The sequence below is a fragment of the Paenibacillus pseudetheri genome (assembly GCF_924513355.1).
Taxonomy (GTDB): domain Bacteria; phylum Bacillota; class Bacilli; order Paenibacillales; family Paenibacillaceae; genus Paenibacillus_AQ; species Paenibacillus_AQ pseudetheri.
This window is the reverse complement of sequence record NZ_CAKMAB010000023.1, coordinates 1-19,999: the sequence shown is the minus strand read 5'-3', so window position 1 is coordinate 19,999 and position 19,999 is coordinate 1. Positions and strand designations below refer to the sequence as shown.

Below are 19,999 nucleotides of genomic sequence, written 5' to 3'. Positions count from 1 at the left end.
GGTGACTGAACATGGCTGATGAAAAAATCGAAAAAATACCCTACAGTCTGAACAGCAAGGCTGTCGCAGATGCGACCAAATTCTGGCTGAACAAGCGTGGAGTAACCCTGGAGGAAATCGCGGAGCTCGTTTTGTTTCTGCAACAGAAATACTATCCAAATTTAACGATGGATGAATGTATCCATAATGTAGAGATGGTGCTTAGCAAGCGAGAAGTACAAAACGCAGTACTAACAGGCATTCAATTAGATGTAATGGCAGAAGAGGGCAAGCTGCTCTCCCCACTTCAGGATATGATCGAAAATGATGAGGGATTGTACGGCGTAGATGAGATTCTTGCCTTCTCTATCGTGAATGTATACGGCAGTATCGGATTTACCAACTATGGCTATGTGGACAAGCTGAAGCCAGGTGTTCTTCAAAGGTTAAATGACAAAAGCACCGGACAGATCCACACCTACCTCGACGACATCGTCGGAGCCGTGGCGGCGGCAGCCAGTAGCCGAATCGCACACCGCAAGCAAGCGGAGCGCGAAATTGAGCTGGATTTGCCTCATACACCAGAGGATCGCGAAGAAGCCGCTAGGAAACTTGCGGAATATGATGAAACTCCGGAGTGAGGAGTTACAGGTACATCAAAGTAATGAGTTTGGGATGCATCATGTGAAATTCTGAGAAAAAGCGATTGTTTCACAAGCCCTGCGGGCTGCTGAGACAATCGCTTTTTGACCGGTTCGCTGAGTTCGCTGGGTTGATTGGGCTCGCTGGGTTCGTTGGGTTCGCTGGGCTATAGGGAAATCCTCCCTATAAAATAACGATTTTGGCATAAATCCAACGATTATACGGAATTCCTCCCCATAATCTCTATAAAAACCCCAATCTATAGCCAAATCAATAGAAATATAGGGAGGAATTCCCTATATTCAGCTCTAGAATAATTAAATACAAAATTATAGGGTGAAATTCCCTATAATTAATACCAACACTAGTTACTCGTCAAAAAGTGGTTCTATCCACGCTGTCAGACTCAGACGACGCTATACTCACTAATCACCCTAATTTGAACATTTTCGGACTCCAGAGACGCTATTCGCTCAAAAATGACCGAAAACACTACTTTGCACTAGTAATAACGCCTTTCTCGGACCGATACTAACCTCAAACGCTCCAAAATCCATGAATAGCATCATCTGAGTCCGAATACTTACGCTGGCGAATGAATAGGGAAGCGATGCAAATATAGAAGGATACGATAATAGATACTGGCATAGTAGGTAAGAGCTGAGAAACTACTAAACTCACTATTATCTCATTCTAACTAAGTCTCGCCTATGCTAAACCAGTAGCCTCAAGTAAATTTCATCCACTTTCAGCACCGCACACAGTAGCTCATATAACTTTCATCCATTATTCTTCACCGCTCTTAATAACTCATATAATTTTCATCCACCCTTTTCGCACAAATATCTACCCATTAACAAGAGTCCCTCTCTCCCAACACCACCTATTACTCACCGGATCATCTCTACTTAGTTACTCAAAAACAAAAAAAAGCAGTCCCCATAAACAGGACCGCTCATTAACGTTATACTCATCTATTACACTTCGATCTTGCAGGATACTCTAACTAATATGCTCTCCAACACTTTCAGCTGTGGCGAATAAAAAACCGCCGTTTTCCACCAGCATGACTATCCGCTCCCGGCGCACCAACTCTGCCAAATGTGCCAGGGTCTCACTCATCGCAAAGCGCATCTGGTGAACGGTGGTTACCCGGCTGCGAAACAGGATTTCGCACACCGCAAATCCGCTTAGCGGACCGCTGGTGAGCAGGGCTGCCGCTGTATCCAGCCGCTCCTCATGATGTGCGAGCAGGCTGTTTACCCGGTGCGCGAAGCCAGCGAAGGGCTCGCGGTGCCCCGGGAACGCCATGCTGACCGGGTAGCTGCCCAGTTCCCGCAGCCCCTGAAGGAACGTCTGCAGCGGCTGTGGATCGCTGCCTGGCAGCAGGCTGACATTAGGCGAGATCTGCGGGAGCACAGCGTCTCCGCAGATCATAAGCCCGCTGCCAGCATGATAAAGGCTCACATGCCCCGGTGCATGTCCGCCGGTAATAATGAGCTGCCATTCACGGCCGCCCATCTTGAAGGGCTCTGCCACATTGAAATAAGAAACGACAGGCTGCGGCTCCACTTGGGAATTAAAGCTTTCCAAGTGGGCTTTAATCCCGTTCGACCACTCATCTGTCATCCCATGCCGAGAGAAGTAAACCGGTAAAAAATCATTAATGTCTTTGCCATTGTCATTTCCTTTGTCATTTCCTGCATTTTCCTCAGCGTCACTCCCCGCATCTTCACCAGAACCATTGCCCCACATCAACAACGCTTCCGCATGGGCGCGCTCCGTCATCCACACCTTACAACCACTCTGCGACTGCAGCCAACCGGCTAATCCGTAATGATCGGGATGATGATGCGTGACGACGATATCCCGAACATCCTTCCACGATAAGTTTAGCTCCTGCAGAATCCCGAGCCAGCAATTCTCTGTATCCGGGCTGCGCGGACCCGGATCGATAATAGTCACTCTGCCATCTTCATCCGAAAGAATATAGCTGTTCACTTGACGAAGAGGCGAATCCATGGGCACCGAGACTTGGAGAATGTTCTTGTCCCATGAAGTAATTTCTGCCTTAGACATGGAGCGTTCACCACCTTTGAATCTTTTTCCGGAAACCATTTAGGGACGTGTTCCACTAAAGATCATCCGTGTGGACCTTTCTGCATCATAAACCTCATCTTCATAGCTGCCATGTACAGCTTCGAGCTGCAAGCCCGCTTCCTCGATCATCTTCCTGAACGCCTCCAGTGAATAAAGCTTCACACGCTCATGATATTGACGAGGCGTAGGGTCATTCTTAGTGGTTAGAATGATGTCCTTCTTCACATAACCATCCTCAATCCGGCGTGACTCATCTATCAAATTCTCTCCGTCCTCACGCGTAGAATGCGGCACCAGATGACGAATCACATACGCAGGATTCAAAAAATCAATAACGAACTTGCCACCTGGCTTCAGCAGACGATAAATTTCACGCAGAACCTTTACTTGCTCCTCATCTTTTTCAAAATAACCAAAAGAAGTGAACAGATTAACTACGGCATCGAATCCTCCATCTAATGGTAAATCACGCATGTCGGAACGGATCCAGGTTACCTTCTCCGCCCCGATTTGAGATCGAGCTTCACGCAGCAAGACCTCCGACAAATCCACTCCGGTAACCTCGTACCCTTCCTCCGCAAGTGCCAGAGAATGACGTCCCATCCCACAACATAAATCCAGCACTTTCGAACCTGGAGGAAGTCCCAGCCAGGCGATCATCTGATCTACTTCTTTACGTGCGCCACCGAAATCCCGGTGTTTATACACGATCAGATAATCTTCTCCGAAGCTTTTTTCATACCATTCAGTCATGTTGACTCTCCTCCTACAGGCGTCATCCTGCAACTCCTCTTATGTATGCTAATGTATCGCCATTGTACAGTCTTTTGCTGACAAACTCAAAGAAGAGTCATCATCGTGGCCTCTTGGGCTTTAATGATAACTCTTATTGAAATTACCTTTACACACGCTGCTGCAAATAGACCCTTGCTTCATAAGGACGAAGCTTAAAAGAACGAATATCATGATCTTTTGACTGCGGGTAATTACTGATTAATAACTCCAGCTGATCTGGATCGAACCCCGCTGGCCATTCGAATTCAGGCTCTGTATCAAAAAAATTCAAAATAACCAACAACCGCTGATCCTCTAAAGTTCGGGTATACGCATAAATCTCAGTATGCTCTGCAAGCAGTAGCTCATACGATCCGTACACAATCACCTTGTATTTTTTTCTTAACGCAATCAGCTGTTTATAGTAGTTATAAATGGAATCGGGATCTTTAACCGCATTGCCGGCATTAATCTCCATATGGTTGGAATTCACTTTAATCCAGGGCGTCCCCGTTGTAAAACCACCTGCATGTCCATCGTCCCACTGCATAGGGGTACGGGCATTGTCCCGGCTTTTATGATGAATTGCAGACATAATCTGCTCTTCTGGAACACCGTTCTTTCGCTTTTCTTCATAATAATTAAGTGTCTCCACATCCCGGTATTCATCAATGGAATCGAAACAGACATTCGTCATGCCGATTTCTTCTCCTTGATAAATATAAGGTGTGCCTTCCAGCATATGAATAAAGGTCGCCAGCATTTTGGCTGAAGGAATCCGGTAAAAGAGATCGTTCCCGAACCGAGATACCGAGCGCGGCTGGTCATGGTTACATAAATAGTTCGCATTCCAGCCTCTGTCATGTAGGACCGTCTGCCAGTTGCTCATGATCTTTTTCAGCTCTAGTAGACTCCAGGGAACCACATCCCATTTTCCGCTACCCGGTGAAGCGGCATCCAGAAACATATGCTCAAACTGAAAAGTCATATTCAGCTCCCGACGTCCATCACCTACATAATCCAGTGCCTGCTCTGGTCCGAGTCCCGAGGTCTCTCCTACCGTCATAATATCGTAGAAATATAACACATTATCGTATAGATTCTGTAGCAAGGTATGTACATCCTCCAGATTGGAGAACATACCATAGGCCCTAACCGTAGGTGTTCTGTTTGGGTTATCTGCATCTGGATACCCTTTCGTCTTCACGATATGTGCAATCGCATCAAAACGAAATCCATCCACGCCCTTCTTCAGCCACCACTCCACCATTTCATGCAACTTATCAATGACCACTGGATTCTCCCAGTTCAGATCGGGCTGGTATTTGGAGTAGAGATGCAGATAATATTCATCCGTCCGCGGATCAAGCTCCCAGACCGAGCCACTGAAATAAGACTCCCAGTTGTTCGGGGGACCGCCATTTTTACCTTTTCGCCATATATAATAATCCCGTTTAGGATTGTCCTTCGACGACCTGGATTCTACAAACCAAGGATGCTCATGAGACGTATGGTTCAGCACCAAATCCATCATCAGCTTCATTCCACGTGCGTGCATTTCCCTAAGCAAATGGTCAAAATCATCCATCGTGCCGAATTCCTTCATAATGTCACAGTAATCACTGATATCATACCCGTTATCATGGTTAGGTGATTTATAAATAGGACAGACCCAGATCACATCTACACCTAGGTCCTGTAAATAATCCAGTCTGGATATAATCCCTTGTAAGTCTCCGATTCCATCTCCGTTACTGTCCATGAAGCTGATCGGATAAATCTGATACACGACGCTTTCTTTCCACCATTTGGGGTTCATAACTCGGTTACCTCCTATTTAGCTATATGTAGAGTTTAACCACACAGAGCCTAGTAGATAACAAATCCCCCTACTTTCCTAATCCCTTTTAATATGTGAAGGTGTAAGTCCAGTCCATTTTTTAAAAGTAGCACTGAAGTGACGATCCTCGCCGTACCCTACCAATTTTGCATGACCTTATTCAAAATCGTAGACAATTCTTCAAGCGTCTCTACTTGTGGTGCCTGCTCCATCCAATTGACCAAATGCTGCTACCATTCGAAGCCAGCGACTTGTTTTTCCTGCGCGAGTCTCTTTAATCGAACTACAAAAGCAGTTGCCCGGATATTCACCTCTTGCTTGAGACATCCAGGGTTGCCGCGAAAACGATCCAGCCATTTCTCAAGTAGATCAATCACGAGCTCATTGCTCCCAACACCCACCGCCACAAGCATCTCATCCTCGAGCACATTTAATTCAGAATCATCTAAAATCCCGATTTCCTGTGGAGCGCCACCTATAACTCCCGTTCCTTCTGTATAGTAATAGACACCGCCTTTTCCGTTCAAAAATCGCGATTCCATCGCCTGAAGGGCTTCTTTATACGACAGATGCGCTTCAGAAATATCCGAACGACAGGAGCCAATAGCAATATATGGCGAACACCTTCCTCACCTCGGAGGATCTGAAGACCATTCCGTTCTCCATTATGAAATTCGCCGGAGAATACTCGTCCAACTACGGCGCTCAGTTCGCTGTTATGACGATCATTGCCATCCCAACCATCCTGATCTATCTGCTCTTCACAGAACAGATGACCAAGGGAATTACCGCTGGGTCTGTTAAGGGTAATACAAAAAGGATAGATAACTCTAGCTTTACTTCTCCAACATTTTATTGACATTAACTTTCAACTCGTATATGATTTCCTTAGGCAAAAACACAACGAATTTAAATCAAAAATTTAATATATCCCGTAAAGGGGAGTAGCTGTTAAATAAAGTCGTCAATACGAGAATATGAGGATATTCTCCGGCTTTATTGGCAATTCAACATTGTTAGCGAGACCTTTACCAATCAGGTTAGACCTTTATTCCAAAGGCTAATCTGTTTGGTAAAGGTCTTTTTTATATAAAAATGGTTAAAATGGTATAGTAAGTATCTTTTAGTAGATATTTGCATTAGAAAAGGGAGGACAACAGTAATGGATTGGGGATTAGTATTAGAATATGGCTGGGTATTACTCGTTCTTGTAGCACTTGAAGGACTACTAGCCGCAGATAACGCATTAGTATTAGCAATTATGGTTAAGCACCTTCCTGATGAGGAAAGAAAGAAAGCACTATTTTACGGATTAGCCGGAGCCTTCGTATTCCGCTTCGGATCACTATTTGTCATCTCTTACCTGGTTGATATCTGGCAAGTACAAGCCATCGGCGCGATCTATTTATTATTCATCGCGGGGAATCATATCTTCCGAAAACTATTGTTCAAGAAGCCAGTTACGGATGAAGCAGCTGAAAGTGGTACTGGTGCTGCAGTCAACAAAAAGAAATCCAGCTTCTGGTTTACTGTATTTAAAGTAGAAGTTGCTGACATCGCCTTCGCGGTCGATTCCATTCTTGCAGCAGTTGCCCTCGCGGTTGCTCTACCTGCAAGTGGTCTTCCAAAAATTGGTGGACTTGACGGCGGTCAATTCCTCGTCATCTTTGCCGGTGGATTTATCGGACTGGTCATTATGCGTTTCGCGGCTTCCTTCTTCGTTAAATTGCTCCACACCCGTCCAGGTCTTGAAATTGCAGCCTTCTTCATCGTAGGTTGGGTCGGAGTTAAGCTAGCAGTCATTACATTGGCACACCCTTCACTTGGTGTTCTTTCCGAAGATTTCGCACATAGCACTTGGTGGAAGCTCACCTTCTATGTTGTGCTCGTGCTCATCGCTGCAATTGGTTGGTTTATGAGTAGCAAGGTTGAGGAGAATGCTAAAGAAAATCCAATTAAAGAAGTAGATAAACAACTTCATTAATTGGATTTGAATCACAAAAACAAATATAACCCGAAAGACGCACCCTTTCTGTAAAGGTGTTTGTCTTTCGGGTTATTTTCTTTTATCCCCTATTCTTATTGACCAATGATCTGATCGGTCTTTCCTTGCAGTTCCACTAGCTTCATAATCACCGAAGCCGCCAGTGCTTTCGTTACTGTCTGCTGCGGATTAAACTTGCCGTTGTCATCCTTTAAGAGTCCCAATTTCACAACAAGAGCCACTGCACCCTTATTGTTTATAGATGAACTATCGCTAAATTGACTTACAGTTACATCTTTATCAAGATAGGCTGAGAGTTTGTTGTATTTCAAAAAATTAGCCAGCTGAACAGCAAGCTGTTCCCGGGTTAACTTACTATCTATTTGCAGACTCTCATCCTTGTTGATCCACTTACGATCTGCTGCATAAGTAACAGCATCATAATAAGAATTTTCAGGCTTCACGCCTGCCACAGTTTTTCGTTCATTATTATTATAATAATTGCTGAAATTCGGATTAGAAGCCTTGGCAAGATAGGTTAACCAATCGCCAACAGATATTTCTTGATCTGGGTTCACTTTGCCATCGGCATCCGGAGTAATCACATGGTATTTTACTAATTCTGATAAAGGTTGTTCCGCTGCGTGGCCTTTGATATCCGTCGCAGATATTTGAGCATCTTGCTGACCAAGGTAATCATAGACCGCAACCCATTTTCCAGTGGCTGCATCCAAAACCTGAGACAATCCATTAAATTCAGCAATGGTTGTATCATATATCAGTTTCACCTTTGGCGCTACATAGCTATTATAAGCATTGTATCCACCAACCTGAGTGTATCTTAGCTTAGTTTGATATTTAGGTTTATAGGTTTCGAGCGCTTCCTTCTTGGAAATTTTTTCATCAGGCGATAATGTGATTTCATCAATACCTTTTATCCGATTCCCCATGTAAGAAATCAGTCTGCCGTAAAGATCCAAGCTTACCGAAATGGTACTGTCACTCACAGGAATCCCTTGATGAACTCTAATAAACTGATATCTGTATCCTGATCCGTCTGAAGTCACGCTTGAGTTAGCTCCATATTCTACAAGCTTTAGCTTCTGACTCGCCTGAGGATATAGACTATTAATTATACTAAGTGCTTTGGTCTTAGCTTCAGTCTCACTAAGCTTCTTCCCTCCAGCAGGAGCCGGCTCTTCCTTCTTATCCTGAGTAACACCATAAGCTTGAGCTTGGTACTGCAATATTTCACCAGTCTTTGCATCGATCTCGGCAGAGGATTGTTCTGGGAAGCCAGCACCAATGAAACGTTCATTTCCATTACCACCCCAGTTTAACTGCCAGATCTTCCGATCCGTATCCTGATAGTCATTTCTCAAGCTTTGAGAGATCAATTTACGATCTGCTGGAATATAAGCAACCTTCTTTACAAGCTGCTCTGCTTCTTTTGCAGAGAGCTCTGTAGTTGAGCTTCTTGCTTGAAAGACATCCTTGGTCTTGGTTAAATCTGAATACACGACTGCAGTGGATACGGATTCTTTTCCTTCTAAATCTATTCTCTTGCCGGTCAATGCATCGATAGGATATAGAGATTGATCTATTGGACGCCAGCCTACAATCCAGTTGTTAGGTTTTCCGTTCTTATAAATAGGAGTGTAAAAAAGACCTACATCAAACTGTTCCGCAAATTGCTTCTGTGCTTGCTCCAGGGTAATCTTGGGCTGCGCAGACGGGTATTCAAGTCCTTGAGAAAACTTAGAGAATTGCGTTACATTTCCGTTGCCATCCACAATTATGTTAATGTTATCCGATCCAGAAGGAATACCATTCTTCATGACACTGAAGTAATAACCATATTGAACAGGACCGAATAAAGCATTCGAAAAGTAATTATAACCAGCATTCTCATTTAATTGCAGATCACTGCTCTTAACCGATGAGGCTGCTTTAGCCACAAAAGCCTTGGCGATCTCCAGTGCCTGAGGCTGCGATACTTTCGGTGGATAATAGGATTCGTTGTTCTCACGAGGGTATGAAATGTACGTATTGATGATATCTCCATTAATGGCATCTATCTCACTGCTAAAGCCATGTCCCATATTCCCCTCTTGAATCTGCCACTGAATATTCCAGATCATTTGATTTGTTGGAACGGGGGAGCTTTGGTTAGATCCCAGTTGAACATTGTTTACAGTTGCATCTTTTAAAGATGGGAATAGTTCTCTTAGCTTCGCAACCGCTTGCTCCTGCGTAAATTTTACTTTTGTCGGATCAGCCTCGGAGGTCGTAGTAGTAGTCGGGGCTTGTGCGCTAACCTGTGTTACAGAAGTGTTGCTACTAACAGATGTAGAATCGGCTGCGGCCAAGCTTGGAGGTAACAATAACGCGAGTGCCACTGAAGTGATCAATACCGTTTTAACTGTCTGATGAACAAAGTGAGTATTATTGCTTTTCAAAAGAATTCATCCTCCTCTAACACGTGATTCATAACATTATACAGATATCTCCTTATATTTTCCATATTTATTTAACGACAGGAAATTACAAGGTTTATGTAATGTATGCTATATAAGCTATAATGGTAGGCAGCTACAGCTTAATCATCTATGAAAGGGGGCCATTCACATCACTGATTGGAACCTTCAGCCGCTTATAGACGGTATTACTGGCCTAGAAATTCGTAGTTGTCTAATCGTTCAACATGGAAAACCCATAATGGAGCATTATCGCGAGCATGAAATCGCTAAGGAACTAGGTAAAATTAACTCATGCACCAAAAGCGTGCTCGCCGCCCTAGTCAGCATAGCCATAGATAAACAAATCATTCCACCACCTGATACACCAATTTCTCTATTTTTCCCTTTATTAAAGGAGGATCAGGATCCAAGAAAAAGAGAGATCACAATCAGTCACTTATTAACAATGACTGCAGGCTTTAACTGGACGGAGTTTGGGGGGCAGAATTCCTTTCCGACCATGACTAGAACCGCAGACTGGATAAAGTTTGTGCTCGCCCAGCCGCTATCTCATATGCCAGGTACTGTGATGAACTATAACTCCGGTTGCTCTCAGCTCTTATCCGCTATCCTGCGTGAATGTTCTGGACAAGACGTTGCAGCATTTGCTGAAGATCAGCTATTTCAGCCGCTTGGCATCGAAAGCTACCGCTGGGACAGTGATCCGCAAGGCATACATACCGGTGGTTTTGGCCTTTATATGAAGCCTGAGGATATGTTGAAATTCGGTCTCCTTTATTTGCAAGAGGGGCGCTGGAAGGATCAGCAGCTCATTCATTCGGGTACTGTTCAGAAGTCCACTCGCCCTTATGTTGCAGCCACGCTTCCACAGAAGGGCTTCTACGGATGGCACTGGTGGGTATCCTCATTCCATGCAGGTACAGAGCAGCAGCCAAATGAGATCCCTTATTATTTTGCGCTTGGCTTCATGGGCCAGCATATTATTGTGGTTCCTTCCTACGAGCTGGTCGCAGCCATCACTGCGGATAAATACAAGAAAGGCTCACCGGCTAATGTGTTCGGTCGATTTATCGTGCCAGCGCTTCTTGGGCAGTAACGATAGGGGGATACCACACACTCCCATTATGAAAGAAGGAAGCCGGTTGACTGACCCGGCTTCCTTCTTCTTATTCAGCTTCGACACAACGAAGCTCAAGTCGTTAATTTTGCATACACAACGAAAAATAACATCATTTCTCCAATGATCAGGTAATTAGGAACCAGGAACAATAAATCTACTGCGAAAAAAACGCCAAGTAAACCTAATAATAACGCTAAATGAAATATCCCTAATCTTTGCTGTAAACTTCTATATTTATGGAAGACCAGTGAGGTAGAGAAGAAGTAGAGCAGTACCGATCCAAAAATAAAACACACCATAAATGTATAATTCAGCTGATCTAAAAATAGCAGTTGGATCGAAGCTGCAATCATACTCAAGGATACATAAATAAATAAATGCCCATAAATTATGGTTTGCCCGGCAGTCTCTATGCTCTTGTCCACTTTCTTTTCAACATTATCAAAATATTGCCACCACATAGCTATAATTAATAGAAAAGTTAATAGTGCAAATAAAATAGATTGCCACGTCCATTGGCTGGACTGTAAGACCGCAAGTATACTGACCACTGATTCGCCAAGTAGAATGAGGGTAAACAAGGAGAAACGCTCTAATAAATGATGAGTATTTATAGGGCTTTTCACCAAGTATCTCCGACCGATTAAGGGGAGCAAGATGTCTATAGTAATTCCCGCATACAGTACTACATAACGAATCCAAGAGTCGAAGAAAAGTGATAAAGCAGAGATCACTAATCCAATCCAAAATCGACTTCCCAAATACCGGGCAGTGCTCTTTCTATCAGCCGCTTCATTCTTATTTACCGTAAGATATTGAATGGCTGTCATAGCTCTTAAACCAACATAACCTGTTAAGAATGGCATATAATATTGATCGAAGTTAACCGATAAGCTCGCCGTCATTATTAATACAAAAAATAATTGCAGAATCAGAAATATCCGATGTGAAAAGATGTCTTGTCCAAACCGATTTACAAATAGCGATTGCCCTACCCAAGCCCACCAGATCGGAACAAATATTAAGATGAACTTGGATAAGTATTCAAGCGGTATTGTACCCGCCTCTACATGCAATAGGACATGACCCGCTTTTGAAACTGCAGCTACAAAAAGCAGATCATAAAATAGTTCCAGCCAAGTAACTTTCTTCTCAGCAATGGATGCTGTACTGTGCTCAAATCCCGATGTGCGCTTATTCATCATTTTACTCCCTTGGTTTGGATGTGTTGGATCCCTGACACAGCTAATTCCGCCACTTCATAAACTTGTAATCAAGAAAATCAACAAGTAAGAAGAGGACAAACCCCACCAAACTGAACAGCATAATTCCCGCGTACATCTCCGGATAATCCAGTCTTAACCAAGCATCCATAATGAAAAAGCCCATACCATGCTCGGTACCATAAATCTCCGTGAAAAAGAGGACAGATATCGCTGTTCCAAGCGAAATACGAATCGTACTCAGAATGACCGACAGTGCACCCGGCAGTGTCACATGCCAGAATTTCTGCACCGTACTTGCCCCTATACTCGTTAAGACATCATAGGTATTCTCAGGAATAGCCTTCACACCATCCCTGACGGAGATGATAATCTGGAACAAGAGAATCAGCATGATCATTAAGATTTTAGACGTTTCACCAAGCCCGAAGAATAGCATCACAACGGGAAGTAGAGCGATTTTTGGGACAGGATAGGTTAAATAGACGACAGGGTCCAGCAGCTTATTCCAAGTCAGCGAACGTCCCATCAGAAGACCAATGAGCAGTCCAATGATTAACGCCAGCACTACACCTGCAAAAATTCTGAACAAGCTATACCCTACATTTAAAGCAATCTCCTGACCACCTAAGTGAAACATAGCGTTATATACAGCGAATGGACTCGGCAAAATCGAATGATTCATAAGCAAATAGGCAATATACCAAACCACATTCATACAAAAGAACACAAACAACAGTCTTATGATGTGATGAATCCGATTTTTTCTCACCATATCTCCTGCATTACCTTTCTGATTCGCTTAGTCTGCTCAAAGAAATCTACACTGTCCCGCTTATCTTCATGCTTCATCTGAAACACCAATTGATTGTCGATCATTTCTGGAGCTTCTTCTTTATTAGATGGCATAACAATAATTTTCTGCCCCAGCAGAATAGCTTCTTCCACATCATGGGTAACAAATAAGGTAGTCGCCGGGTGCGCTAACCAGTTATCCAAAAAGAGAATCTGCAGCGTTTCCCGCGTAATCGCATCAAGTGCGGAGAAAGGCTCGTCCAGCAGTAAAATAGTGGGCAAAATGGCGAATGCTCTGGCGATTGCCACTCTTTGCTGCTGTCCTCCACTGAGAGATAGAGGGTAACGTTCAGCTAAATCAGAGATTCCCATCGATGAAAGCCACTGATTAATCTGGTTCTCCCGTTCTTGCTTGGATGTGCTCGCAGTATGCGAGATCCTCATTGCAATTTGAATATTATCATGTACAGTCTTCCAAGGGAGAAGCCCGTAGTTTTGCGGTACCAGACCGATCAGAGTTTCTTTATCATGCACGGATTTTTCATTAAAAAGAATTTGCCCCATATAGCTTGGCAGCAAGCCCGCAATCGCCCGTAATAAAGTAGATTTTCCGCTGCCAGAGGGTCCGATGATCGTGTAAATCCCATGCTCCGGTAAAGATAGATCCATCTTTCCCAAGGCCAGTTGACCTGTCTTATACTCTACTTTAAGGTCCTTAATGACGAGTCCTTTATTTCTTGAATTGGACATCAGAAATCACATCTACAGCCGAGATATTTTTGCTAAGCAAACCTTTTTCCCGTGCCCATGCAAATGCGGCTTCTACTTCTTTCACATCCACTTGATTGGCAGGGACATAATCAGGCACCTTGATCTCATCTTTCAACGTTTCTGGATAACCAACTTCTTTGATCACAAGATCGATATATTCGGATTGATCATGAGATTTCATATACGCTACAGCCTCGTCATAAGCAGCATACATATTGCGAATCGCATCTGCCTTAGCATCAATAGCGGTTTGCGGGAAGGCCAATACAAATGGATTCACTCCCGCTGTATGCGTTGAGCTAAGCACGCGCAAGCCTGAAGCTTTACCCATAGTTACAAATGGTTCAGGCAAAATAGCTGCATCCGCCTTATTGTTCTTAAGCAATTCTAAACGGGTAGGGATTTGTGGAACCTCAGTTACCGTAATATCATCTTCTGTCAAACCCGCTTGTTTCAGCATCATTGCCACCGTATATTGTGTGGAAGTATTTTTGGACAAAATCACGGTTTTGCCTTTCAGATCCTTCACATCTTGGATGGCATCATTCCCAGTCAATAAATCGAATTCACCAAAAGTTGTGCTAGTGATTTTCACATCCAGCCCGGCTTCATTGTAGATAGAAATCGCAACCAAATCAGCACTGATCCCCTCTAACTTGCCTGCTTGAAAGGCGACATCACGGTCTTTTGCACTCTTGAACGTTTGGATATCTAGGTTCACTCCATGTTTCTTATCAAAACCTTGCTCATGAGCAATTACAAAAGGAATCGCATCAATCGAGGGCAATAAACCAAGCGATAAAGTAACAGCTTCTTTTGAGGTCTCTGCTGCGTTTCCCTCTGTTGATGCTGTATTCGTGTTATTCTTTGAACCACAACCAACTGCAAGTACAGCGATGACAACGACCATCATCGACAACATCAACATTCTTTTTAGTGCTTTTTTCTTCATAAAACTCTCCTACCTCCATTAATCTTTCTATAGTAGACATGCCCCTATTCTTTGCAATCGGCAAAAGAGCATGCAAAAAGCCCTTAAGCTGTTCCAGGACGCTTCAGGTAGTGTAATTTTACATCAGTCATCACAGCTTGTATATTCATAAATTTAAATAGTTATATTTATCACATGCTTAGATGCAAAAAATCCGAACCATCCTGCAAGGAATCCCCCCCTGCAAACTGCTCCGGATTTTCGCTAACTATACCTCATAGTTCACTACATAATTCTGCAGCTCTGTATTGTAAAAGCCGATACTATATTCAGTAACCTTACCCAGCTCATCATAAGAATAACGGGTTCGCTTCAACAAGGGACACTTCTTATCAAGGAGCAATATCTCCTCTACATCAGGCGGAGGAACGGCAACGGAAAATTCATCACGCAGTTTCTCTAAGGAAACGCTCCGCTCTTCAAGCAGTTCATACAAGGACTGGGCACTTAAGTCTAGTAGGTCCAAATCATCCATACCATTTACTAAATAATGTGTGTAATGAACGTATGGAATATCATTGAGGGTGTATATGCGTTCCAAGCGTATACAACGTTCGCCGAATAAACGATAGGCTTCACTTTCGGCTTCATTATATACTCGCTCCGCCTTCAGCCATTGCTTCCGAATTTGATGCCCTTCATCCACTAGAATTTCCGTGAATTTTTTCCACTTGGACAGCTTGGAGGATGAGGTATTACGGATCACCTTCGTTCCCTTGCCGCTCCCTTTCTCCAGAAATCCTTCTTGGACGAGCTCCTGAATGGCACCGCGCACAGTGATCTTGCTGACATTGAATTCCTGCTCCAGCTGAGGTTCGGAAGGAATATTCAATCCAATAGGATAGACTCCGTGAAGAATCCGATCCTTTATAATATTTGCAATTTGCATATATAAGGGCTTATCTTTTCGGGACAAACTCAAGAGGTTCACTACCTTTCTACATCGCCTACGGATAGAGTCATAGCTCGAAGTATATCCGCTTCAGAAGCCATGGGAGTGTCGCCCTCGACAGTATGGGCCAGCATACTAGCGGCAGCGGCAAACCGTACGGTCTGCTCAGGTGTAAATCCTGTTAGCTCGCCATGCACAATTCCGCTCGTATAGGCATCTCCAGCCCCTATTCTATCATAGACGAGAAATCTCAGCGTATCCGAAAAGAAGAAGCTCTGATTCTTATAAAGAAACCCACGCAGTGAATGTGAATTGTCACCATGAATACTGCGATGGGTGCCTGCGATCACCGAGATATCGAACTGCTTCGCAACTGCCGGAATAAGTTCGATCAGCTGCTCTTCACGTTCAGTTTGTACCGAGCTCATCCCCAAGATAAAGATCGCGTCCTTCTCATTCATCATTACGATATCGGCCAGCTGCAGCATCTCCTCGTAATGTGGCTTCGCTTGTGAATAGCCTTCTGGTCCCCACAAGGACGGACGATAGTTGCAATCAAAGATCACAGTCCCACCCTGCTGCTTGACAGCTCTAGCCAAAGATTTCATATGATGACGTACACTATCGTTCATAGCCAGCGTAATGCCGCAGAAATGGATCACATCCAGACTTCGCGCAATCTCTTCATAATTATAAGTTTCCTCAGGTGCCGTATTGAAGCTGCTCTCCAGACGATTACTATAAGTCACCTTGCTTGGACGTGCACCAAATCCATTCTCCAAGAAATACAAGCCTAGATATTCTCCTCCTCGTATAACGAGCCTAGAAGAAATCCCCAGCTTTCGCAAATACGCCGCAGCAGCCTCTCCCAAAGAAGTATTCGGCAAACGTGAAATCAAAGCACCTTCATGCCCGAAGCGTGCCAGTGCAGAGCTGACATTAACCCCGGTGCCAGAGAATGAATAATTCAATGTGTTTCCCTGTGATAGCAGCTGAACTCCCGGCACCTGCAGACGCATCATCACTTCTCCGAATGCCCCGATTCGTTTAGGCATATTTATCTGTCAGCCTCTTCATAATTCCAAGCAAATCACGCACATCCTGGGTCCGGGTCTGGCCCGATTCTTTATCGATAATGGATGAGTAGACATGTGGAATCACTTGTGGCACCCCTGCTTCAAGCGCAATTTCCAATATTTCCTCGAAATTGTCCATATCAATTCCACCGGTTGGTTCGAGTGCAAACCCTGCCTCAGCACAGGCCTTAGCGACAGAGCGGTACTCCTCTTTACGGCTTAATCCCTCCATCGGGAAATACTTCAGGGCATTACCACCCATATCCCGAACAAGCGCAATGGCTGATGCTATAGGTACAATCGCCGCTTCACTCTGCGCAGCGCTGAAGACTCCTGTAGAAATATTCACATAACCAGCGTGACCAGAAGGGGCGATCATGCTGTTGATCCAGCTGTCTTTCCCATCAAGATTAGCGCGTGTAGCTCCAACCACCGGGAATGCCTGGTTAATATGACTACCCGGATAATGCTTAGCAATCTCGGCCACAATTGCCGCTTGGCGATTATCTCCTGCACCTAAGCCAATGGATACAGCATCTTCAATCTCTTGACCATATTGCTTCATGGCTGTTACGGCTTCTTCAACCGTCTTATAATCCTTAGAGAGCACACCGACCAGCACATATCCTTCCGCCGCTTCATAAATCTCTTTAGCATTAGCGATATCTTTAGCGAGTACATTTAATGCGGTGCGGCCCTTATAAAAACGTTGTGAAATCGTCATCTTATTGTCCCCCTATTAATTTATGAATGCTGTCTACAATCACTTGCAGATCATCCCCCAGAAGCGGCCGTGGATCAATATCGAAATATCCCTGCTTCACTCCATAATCGCGGGTATAGATCGCAATCTGGCCTTGCTGCAACCCCTCTACCAATTCCTTCGCCGTAATACCAGCCTGCTGAGGATCAACCTGAACTCGGCCGCGATAGATGGTACGCCCCGCCTCATCCTGCACAATGGCTACACGAATTCCAGGAAGATGATTCAGGGCCATTAGTGCCTGCAAAGACGCTTGCTCGATGTCGCTTCTGTCTTCCTTCACCATGTATTCCTCTAAAGCTTGCAGTAGGCCAAAGGTTGTTTCTTTACCGACTTTCATACTGCGCCCTATTCCATACAATTGGACCTTAACCCATTCCACATAATTACGTTTGCCGGCAATGATACCGGAGGTAGGCCCTTCAATCGCCTTGGACCCACTATAAATCGCCAGGTCAGAGCATTTCACATATTTACAGAGGTCTTCTTCCGCTGCGGCATCAACGATTAGCGGCACCCCTTTACGCTTGGCGATCTCCCACGCTTCTTCAACGGACAACATATTTTTCTGCACCGCATGGTGGGACTTCACATACAGAATGGCAGCTGTATGCTCACCAATGGCGTCCTCTATATGCTCGGCCCGGCCTTCATTCGCATAACCGACCTCAATTAATTTCCCTCCGCCTAGATAGACCATCGTTTCCACTGGAGCTCCGTACTGTACATTATGCCCCTTCAGAATGATGATTTCATTGCGTGGAATGACTTCTTGGTGCAAACGTTCACTGCGGCGCAGATTACCTTGGGTCACTAGCGCCGCAACGGACAATGCAATACCGCTGGAGGCTGAGTTAACGATAAGCGCTGCTTCAGCGCCGAGAATTCGTGCCGTGTAATCTCCGGCTTTATCCACCAGATCCGCTATTTCCACATAACTCTGTCCGCCTTGCTTCATCGCCTCCATCACTGTGTCAGACGGAGCCGACACCCCCAAGATACTCATTCTGCCGCTTGCATTGATTACGCGTTTAAGCCCGTATTTCGCATTTAATGAATTCCCCACCTATAACCACTCCTTTTGCATGGATTACTTTATCCGTCACTCTTTCTTCTCCTTCAGAATCAACAAGCACTGCAGACTTATGCTGCAGGGTGAAGAGGGTCAAGTTTGCAGAATCTCCCACCTGAATTCGGCCTAGCTCCGGCCTACCCAGCCATTCCGCCGCATTAGAAGTAACCGCTGCCACAATCTCATCCAGAGCATAGCCCAAACTTAGAAACTTGGAAAGTACATTAGACATGCTGAAGACAGGTCCCTTCATTCGGTTCACTCGATAAATATCCGTGCTAATCGTATTCAGTCCAATACCGTTACGTTTAGCTGCCTCAGCTACCTTAAATGAGAAGCTTGCTGTTCCATGCCCTACATCCAGATGAACTCCCCGTTCAATAGCCTCAGTCAGTACCTGAAGCGGCTGACCATCCGCAGCAAACAAATTATTCTCTTTTCCGTTGAGATAATGGGTCACGATATCCTTACGCTGCAAAAGGGGCATAACCTCTCTGATATCTGGCGGTGCTGAACCGATATGTACCATTAACGGCAGCCCCGTCTCTATTGAGAGGCTACGTGCAATATGCAGTGGTTCAATCCCGCTGGCACCGACAACACTCTTGCTGATTCTGGCCTTTAATCCCACGATCATCTCCCCGTAAGTTCGGACAGCTTGCAGGATCTTCTCCTTATCAATCCATTCCAAGTTGGATAATTCGTCAATTCTTAGCAGTCCGATCCGCGAGATATTTAAGAAAGCCAGCACATTCGTCTTAGCCAGAGACGCGTCCCGAGCCAGGTCACCTATCCGATCCGCCCCGCAGCTGCCGGCATCGACTAGAGTGGTGACCCCTTGCCGGACACCGATCTCATCGATCTCGTCACCATACGGATCAAATTCGCGAAAGGCATGCACATGCATATCGATCCAGCCGCTGGATACGTACGCGCCTAAACCTTCCCACTCCTGCCTCCCACGCGCCTCACCTGCCGGGGTGATCTCAGCGATCTTGCCATTCTCGATTACAATGTCGATCTCTTCTCCGCTTACTCGTTTCACCTGACGGAGCACGTATCTTTCATCCATTGTTCTCACCTTTTTCTATATAACATTATAATGTTTAAAATAACACGAAAACCGCATTAAGTAAATATAACGTTATAATGTTTATATATAAAAACTAAATCACCTTGTCGGGTTAATAGGCATTACTTAGTTTGAATTTATAGCTTATGGAGCACTTGTTGTACTCTCCGCAGCAATTTTCAGTGGTTTGGCGAGTAAGAACTCTAGTGTTGGTAGAGGATTTTGCTTAGGTAGAACGTGTTATAGGGAAAACCTCCCTATAAATTAGGTCACAGCTGTTATCTGAACAGGTTATACGGAATTTTGGACCTCTGTCAAGAAAGTGGACACCCATTATGCTGCCTTTCTCTTATTAAATTGCGCAGCAAACCGAACCGGTGAAAGGTAGCCTAGTGCACCGTGGATTCGTTTTCTATTGTAAAAAA

At 44.6% G+C, this 19,999-nt stretch carries 18 protein-coding genes; 4 read left to right on the top strand and 14 right to left on the bottom strand.

Translation table 11 applies throughout. The features are described from left to right. Positions 1 to 11: 11 nt before the first annotated feature. Complete coding sequence (locus L1028_RS19295) at positions 12 to 620, top strand: phosphatidylglycerophosphatase A family protein (RefSeq protein ID WP_234537826.1); 609 nt, start codon at positions 12 to 14, stop codon at positions 618 to 620. 1,003 nt (positions 621 to 1,623) lie between these two features. On the opposite strand, the gene L1028_RS19290 is transcribed toward L1028_RS19295, so the two are convergent. The 4 genes from L1028_RS19290 to L1028_RS19275 all read right to left on the bottom strand — a co-directional run bounded on the left by L1028_RS19290 (position 1,624) and on the right by L1028_RS19275 (position 5,877). After that, entirely contained in the window at positions 1,624 to 2,700 is a 1,077-nt protein-coding gene (locus L1028_RS19290; protein WP_234537822.1) for an MBL fold metallo-hydrolase, read from the bottom strand. Between the two features lie 39 nt (positions 2,701 to 2,739). Beyond that, positions 2,740 to 3,474: a class I SAM-dependent methyltransferase gene (locus L1028_RS19285; RefSeq protein WP_234537788.1), complete on the bottom strand. Its 735-nt coding sequence runs from the start codon at positions 3,472 to 3,474 to the stop codon at positions 2,740 to 2,742. 148 nt (positions 3,475 to 3,622) lie between these two features. After that, positions 3,623 to 5,314: a glycoside hydrolase family 13 protein gene (locus L1028_RS19280; protein ID WP_234537785.1), complete on the bottom strand. Its 1,692-nt coding sequence runs from the start codon at positions 5,312 to 5,314 to the stop codon at positions 3,623 to 3,625. Between the two features lie 251 nt (positions 5,315 to 5,565). Then, entirely contained in the window at positions 5,566 to 5,877 is a 312-nt protein-coding gene (locus L1028_RS19275; protein WP_234537766.1) for a hypothetical protein, read from the bottom strand. A gap of 71 nt (positions 5,878 to 5,948) precedes the next feature. Here L1028_RS19275 and L1028_RS19270 point away from each other — a divergent pair, with 71 nt between their 5' ends. Both L1028_RS19270 and L1028_RS19265 read left to right on the top strand, forming a co-directional pair. After that, a complete protein-coding gene (locus L1028_RS19270; protein ID WP_234537763.1) occupies positions 5,949 to 6,194 on the top strand; it encodes an ABC transporter permease family protein in 246 nt (81 codons plus the stop codon). Positions 6,195 to 6,497: 303 nt separating this feature from the next. Continuing rightward, the gene (locus L1028_RS19265) at positions 6,498 to 7,319 is read left to right on the top strand and encodes a TerC family protein (protein ID WP_234537747.1); all 822 of its coding nucleotides are present in this window, start codon (positions 6,498 to 6,500) and stop codon (positions 7,317 to 7,319) included. Between the two features lie 95 nt (positions 7,320 to 7,414). On the opposite strand, the gene L1028_RS19260 is transcribed toward L1028_RS19265, so the two are convergent. Beyond that, entirely contained in the window at positions 7,415 to 9,778 is a 2,364-nt protein-coding gene (locus tag L1028_RS19260; protein ID WP_234537745.1) for a YcdB/YcdC domain-containing protein, read from the bottom strand. A gap of 169 nt (positions 9,779 to 9,947) precedes the next feature. Here L1028_RS19260 and L1028_RS19255 point away from each other — a divergent pair, with 169 nt between their 5' ends. Beyond that, positions 9,948 to 10,895: a serine hydrolase domain-containing protein gene (locus tag L1028_RS19255; RefSeq protein WP_279306886.1), complete on the top strand. Its 948-nt coding sequence runs from the start codon at positions 9,948 to 9,950 to the stop codon at positions 10,893 to 10,895. Between the two features lie 95 nt (positions 10,896 to 10,990). On the opposite strand, the gene L1028_RS19250 is transcribed toward L1028_RS19255, so the two are convergent. The 9 genes from L1028_RS19250 to L1028_RS19210 form a co-directional block, all read right to left on the bottom strand. Further along, complete coding sequence (locus tag L1028_RS19250; RefSeq protein WP_234538179.1) at positions 10,991 to 12,079, bottom strand: low temperature requirement protein A; 1,089 nt, start codon at positions 12,077 to 12,079, stop codon at positions 10,991 to 10,993. An 85-nt stretch (positions 12,080 to 12,164) separates the two neighbouring features. After that, positions 12,165 to 12,917, bottom strand: a complete 753-nt coding sequence (locus L1028_RS19245) for an ABC transporter permease (RefSeq protein ID WP_234537739.1) — start codon at positions 12,915 to 12,917, stop codon at positions 12,165 to 12,167. Beyond that, positions 12,911 to 13,687, bottom strand: a complete 777-nt coding sequence (locus L1028_RS19240; RefSeq protein WP_234537737.1) for an ABC transporter ATP-binding protein — start codon at positions 13,685 to 13,687, stop codon at positions 12,911 to 12,913. Before L1028_RS19240 ends, L1028_RS19245 begins: the two co-directional genes overlap by 7 nt. After that, positions 13,668 to 14,660, bottom strand: coding sequence for an ABC transporter substrate-binding protein (locus L1028_RS19235; protein WP_234537734.1), 993 nt, complete (start codon positions 14,658 to 14,660; stop codon positions 13,668 to 13,670). Before L1028_RS19235 ends, L1028_RS19240 begins: the two co-directional genes overlap by 20 nt. Positions 14,661 to 14,907: 247 nt before the next feature. Continuing rightward, complete coding sequence (locus tag L1028_RS19230) at positions 14,908 to 15,588, bottom strand: GntR family transcriptional regulator (protein WP_234537712.1); 681 nt, start codon at positions 15,586 to 15,588, stop codon at positions 14,908 to 14,910. Between the two features lie 41 nt (positions 15,589 to 15,629). After that, positions 15,630 to 16,646, bottom strand: a complete 1,017-nt coding sequence (locus L1028_RS19225) for a sugar kinase (protein ID WP_234537708.1) — start codon at positions 16,644 to 16,646, stop codon at positions 15,630 to 15,632. Then, positions 16,639 to 17,391: a 2-dehydro-3-deoxy-phosphogluconate aldolase gene (gene dagF / locus L1028_RS19220; protein ID WP_234537706.1), complete on the bottom strand. Its 753-nt coding sequence runs from the start codon at positions 17,389 to 17,391 to the stop codon at positions 16,639 to 16,641. Before dagF ends, L1028_RS19225 begins: the two co-directional genes overlap by 8 nt. 1 nt (position 17,392) lies before the next feature. Beyond that, entirely contained in the window at positions 17,393 to 18,496 is a 1,104-nt protein-coding gene (locus L1028_RS19215) for a DgaE family pyridoxal phosphate-dependent ammonia lyase (RefSeq protein WP_234537703.1), read from the bottom strand. Next, positions 18,462 to 19,574 (bottom strand): amidohydrolase/deacetylase family metallohydrolase, encoded by a 1,113-nt coding sequence (locus tag L1028_RS19210; RefSeq protein ID WP_234537684.1) that lies wholly within the window; start codon positions 19,572 to 19,574, stop codon positions 18,462 to 18,464. The genes L1028_RS19215 and L1028_RS19210 overlap by 35 nt, the downstream gene beginning before the upstream one ends. Positions 19,575 to 19,999 lie beyond the last annotated feature (425 nt).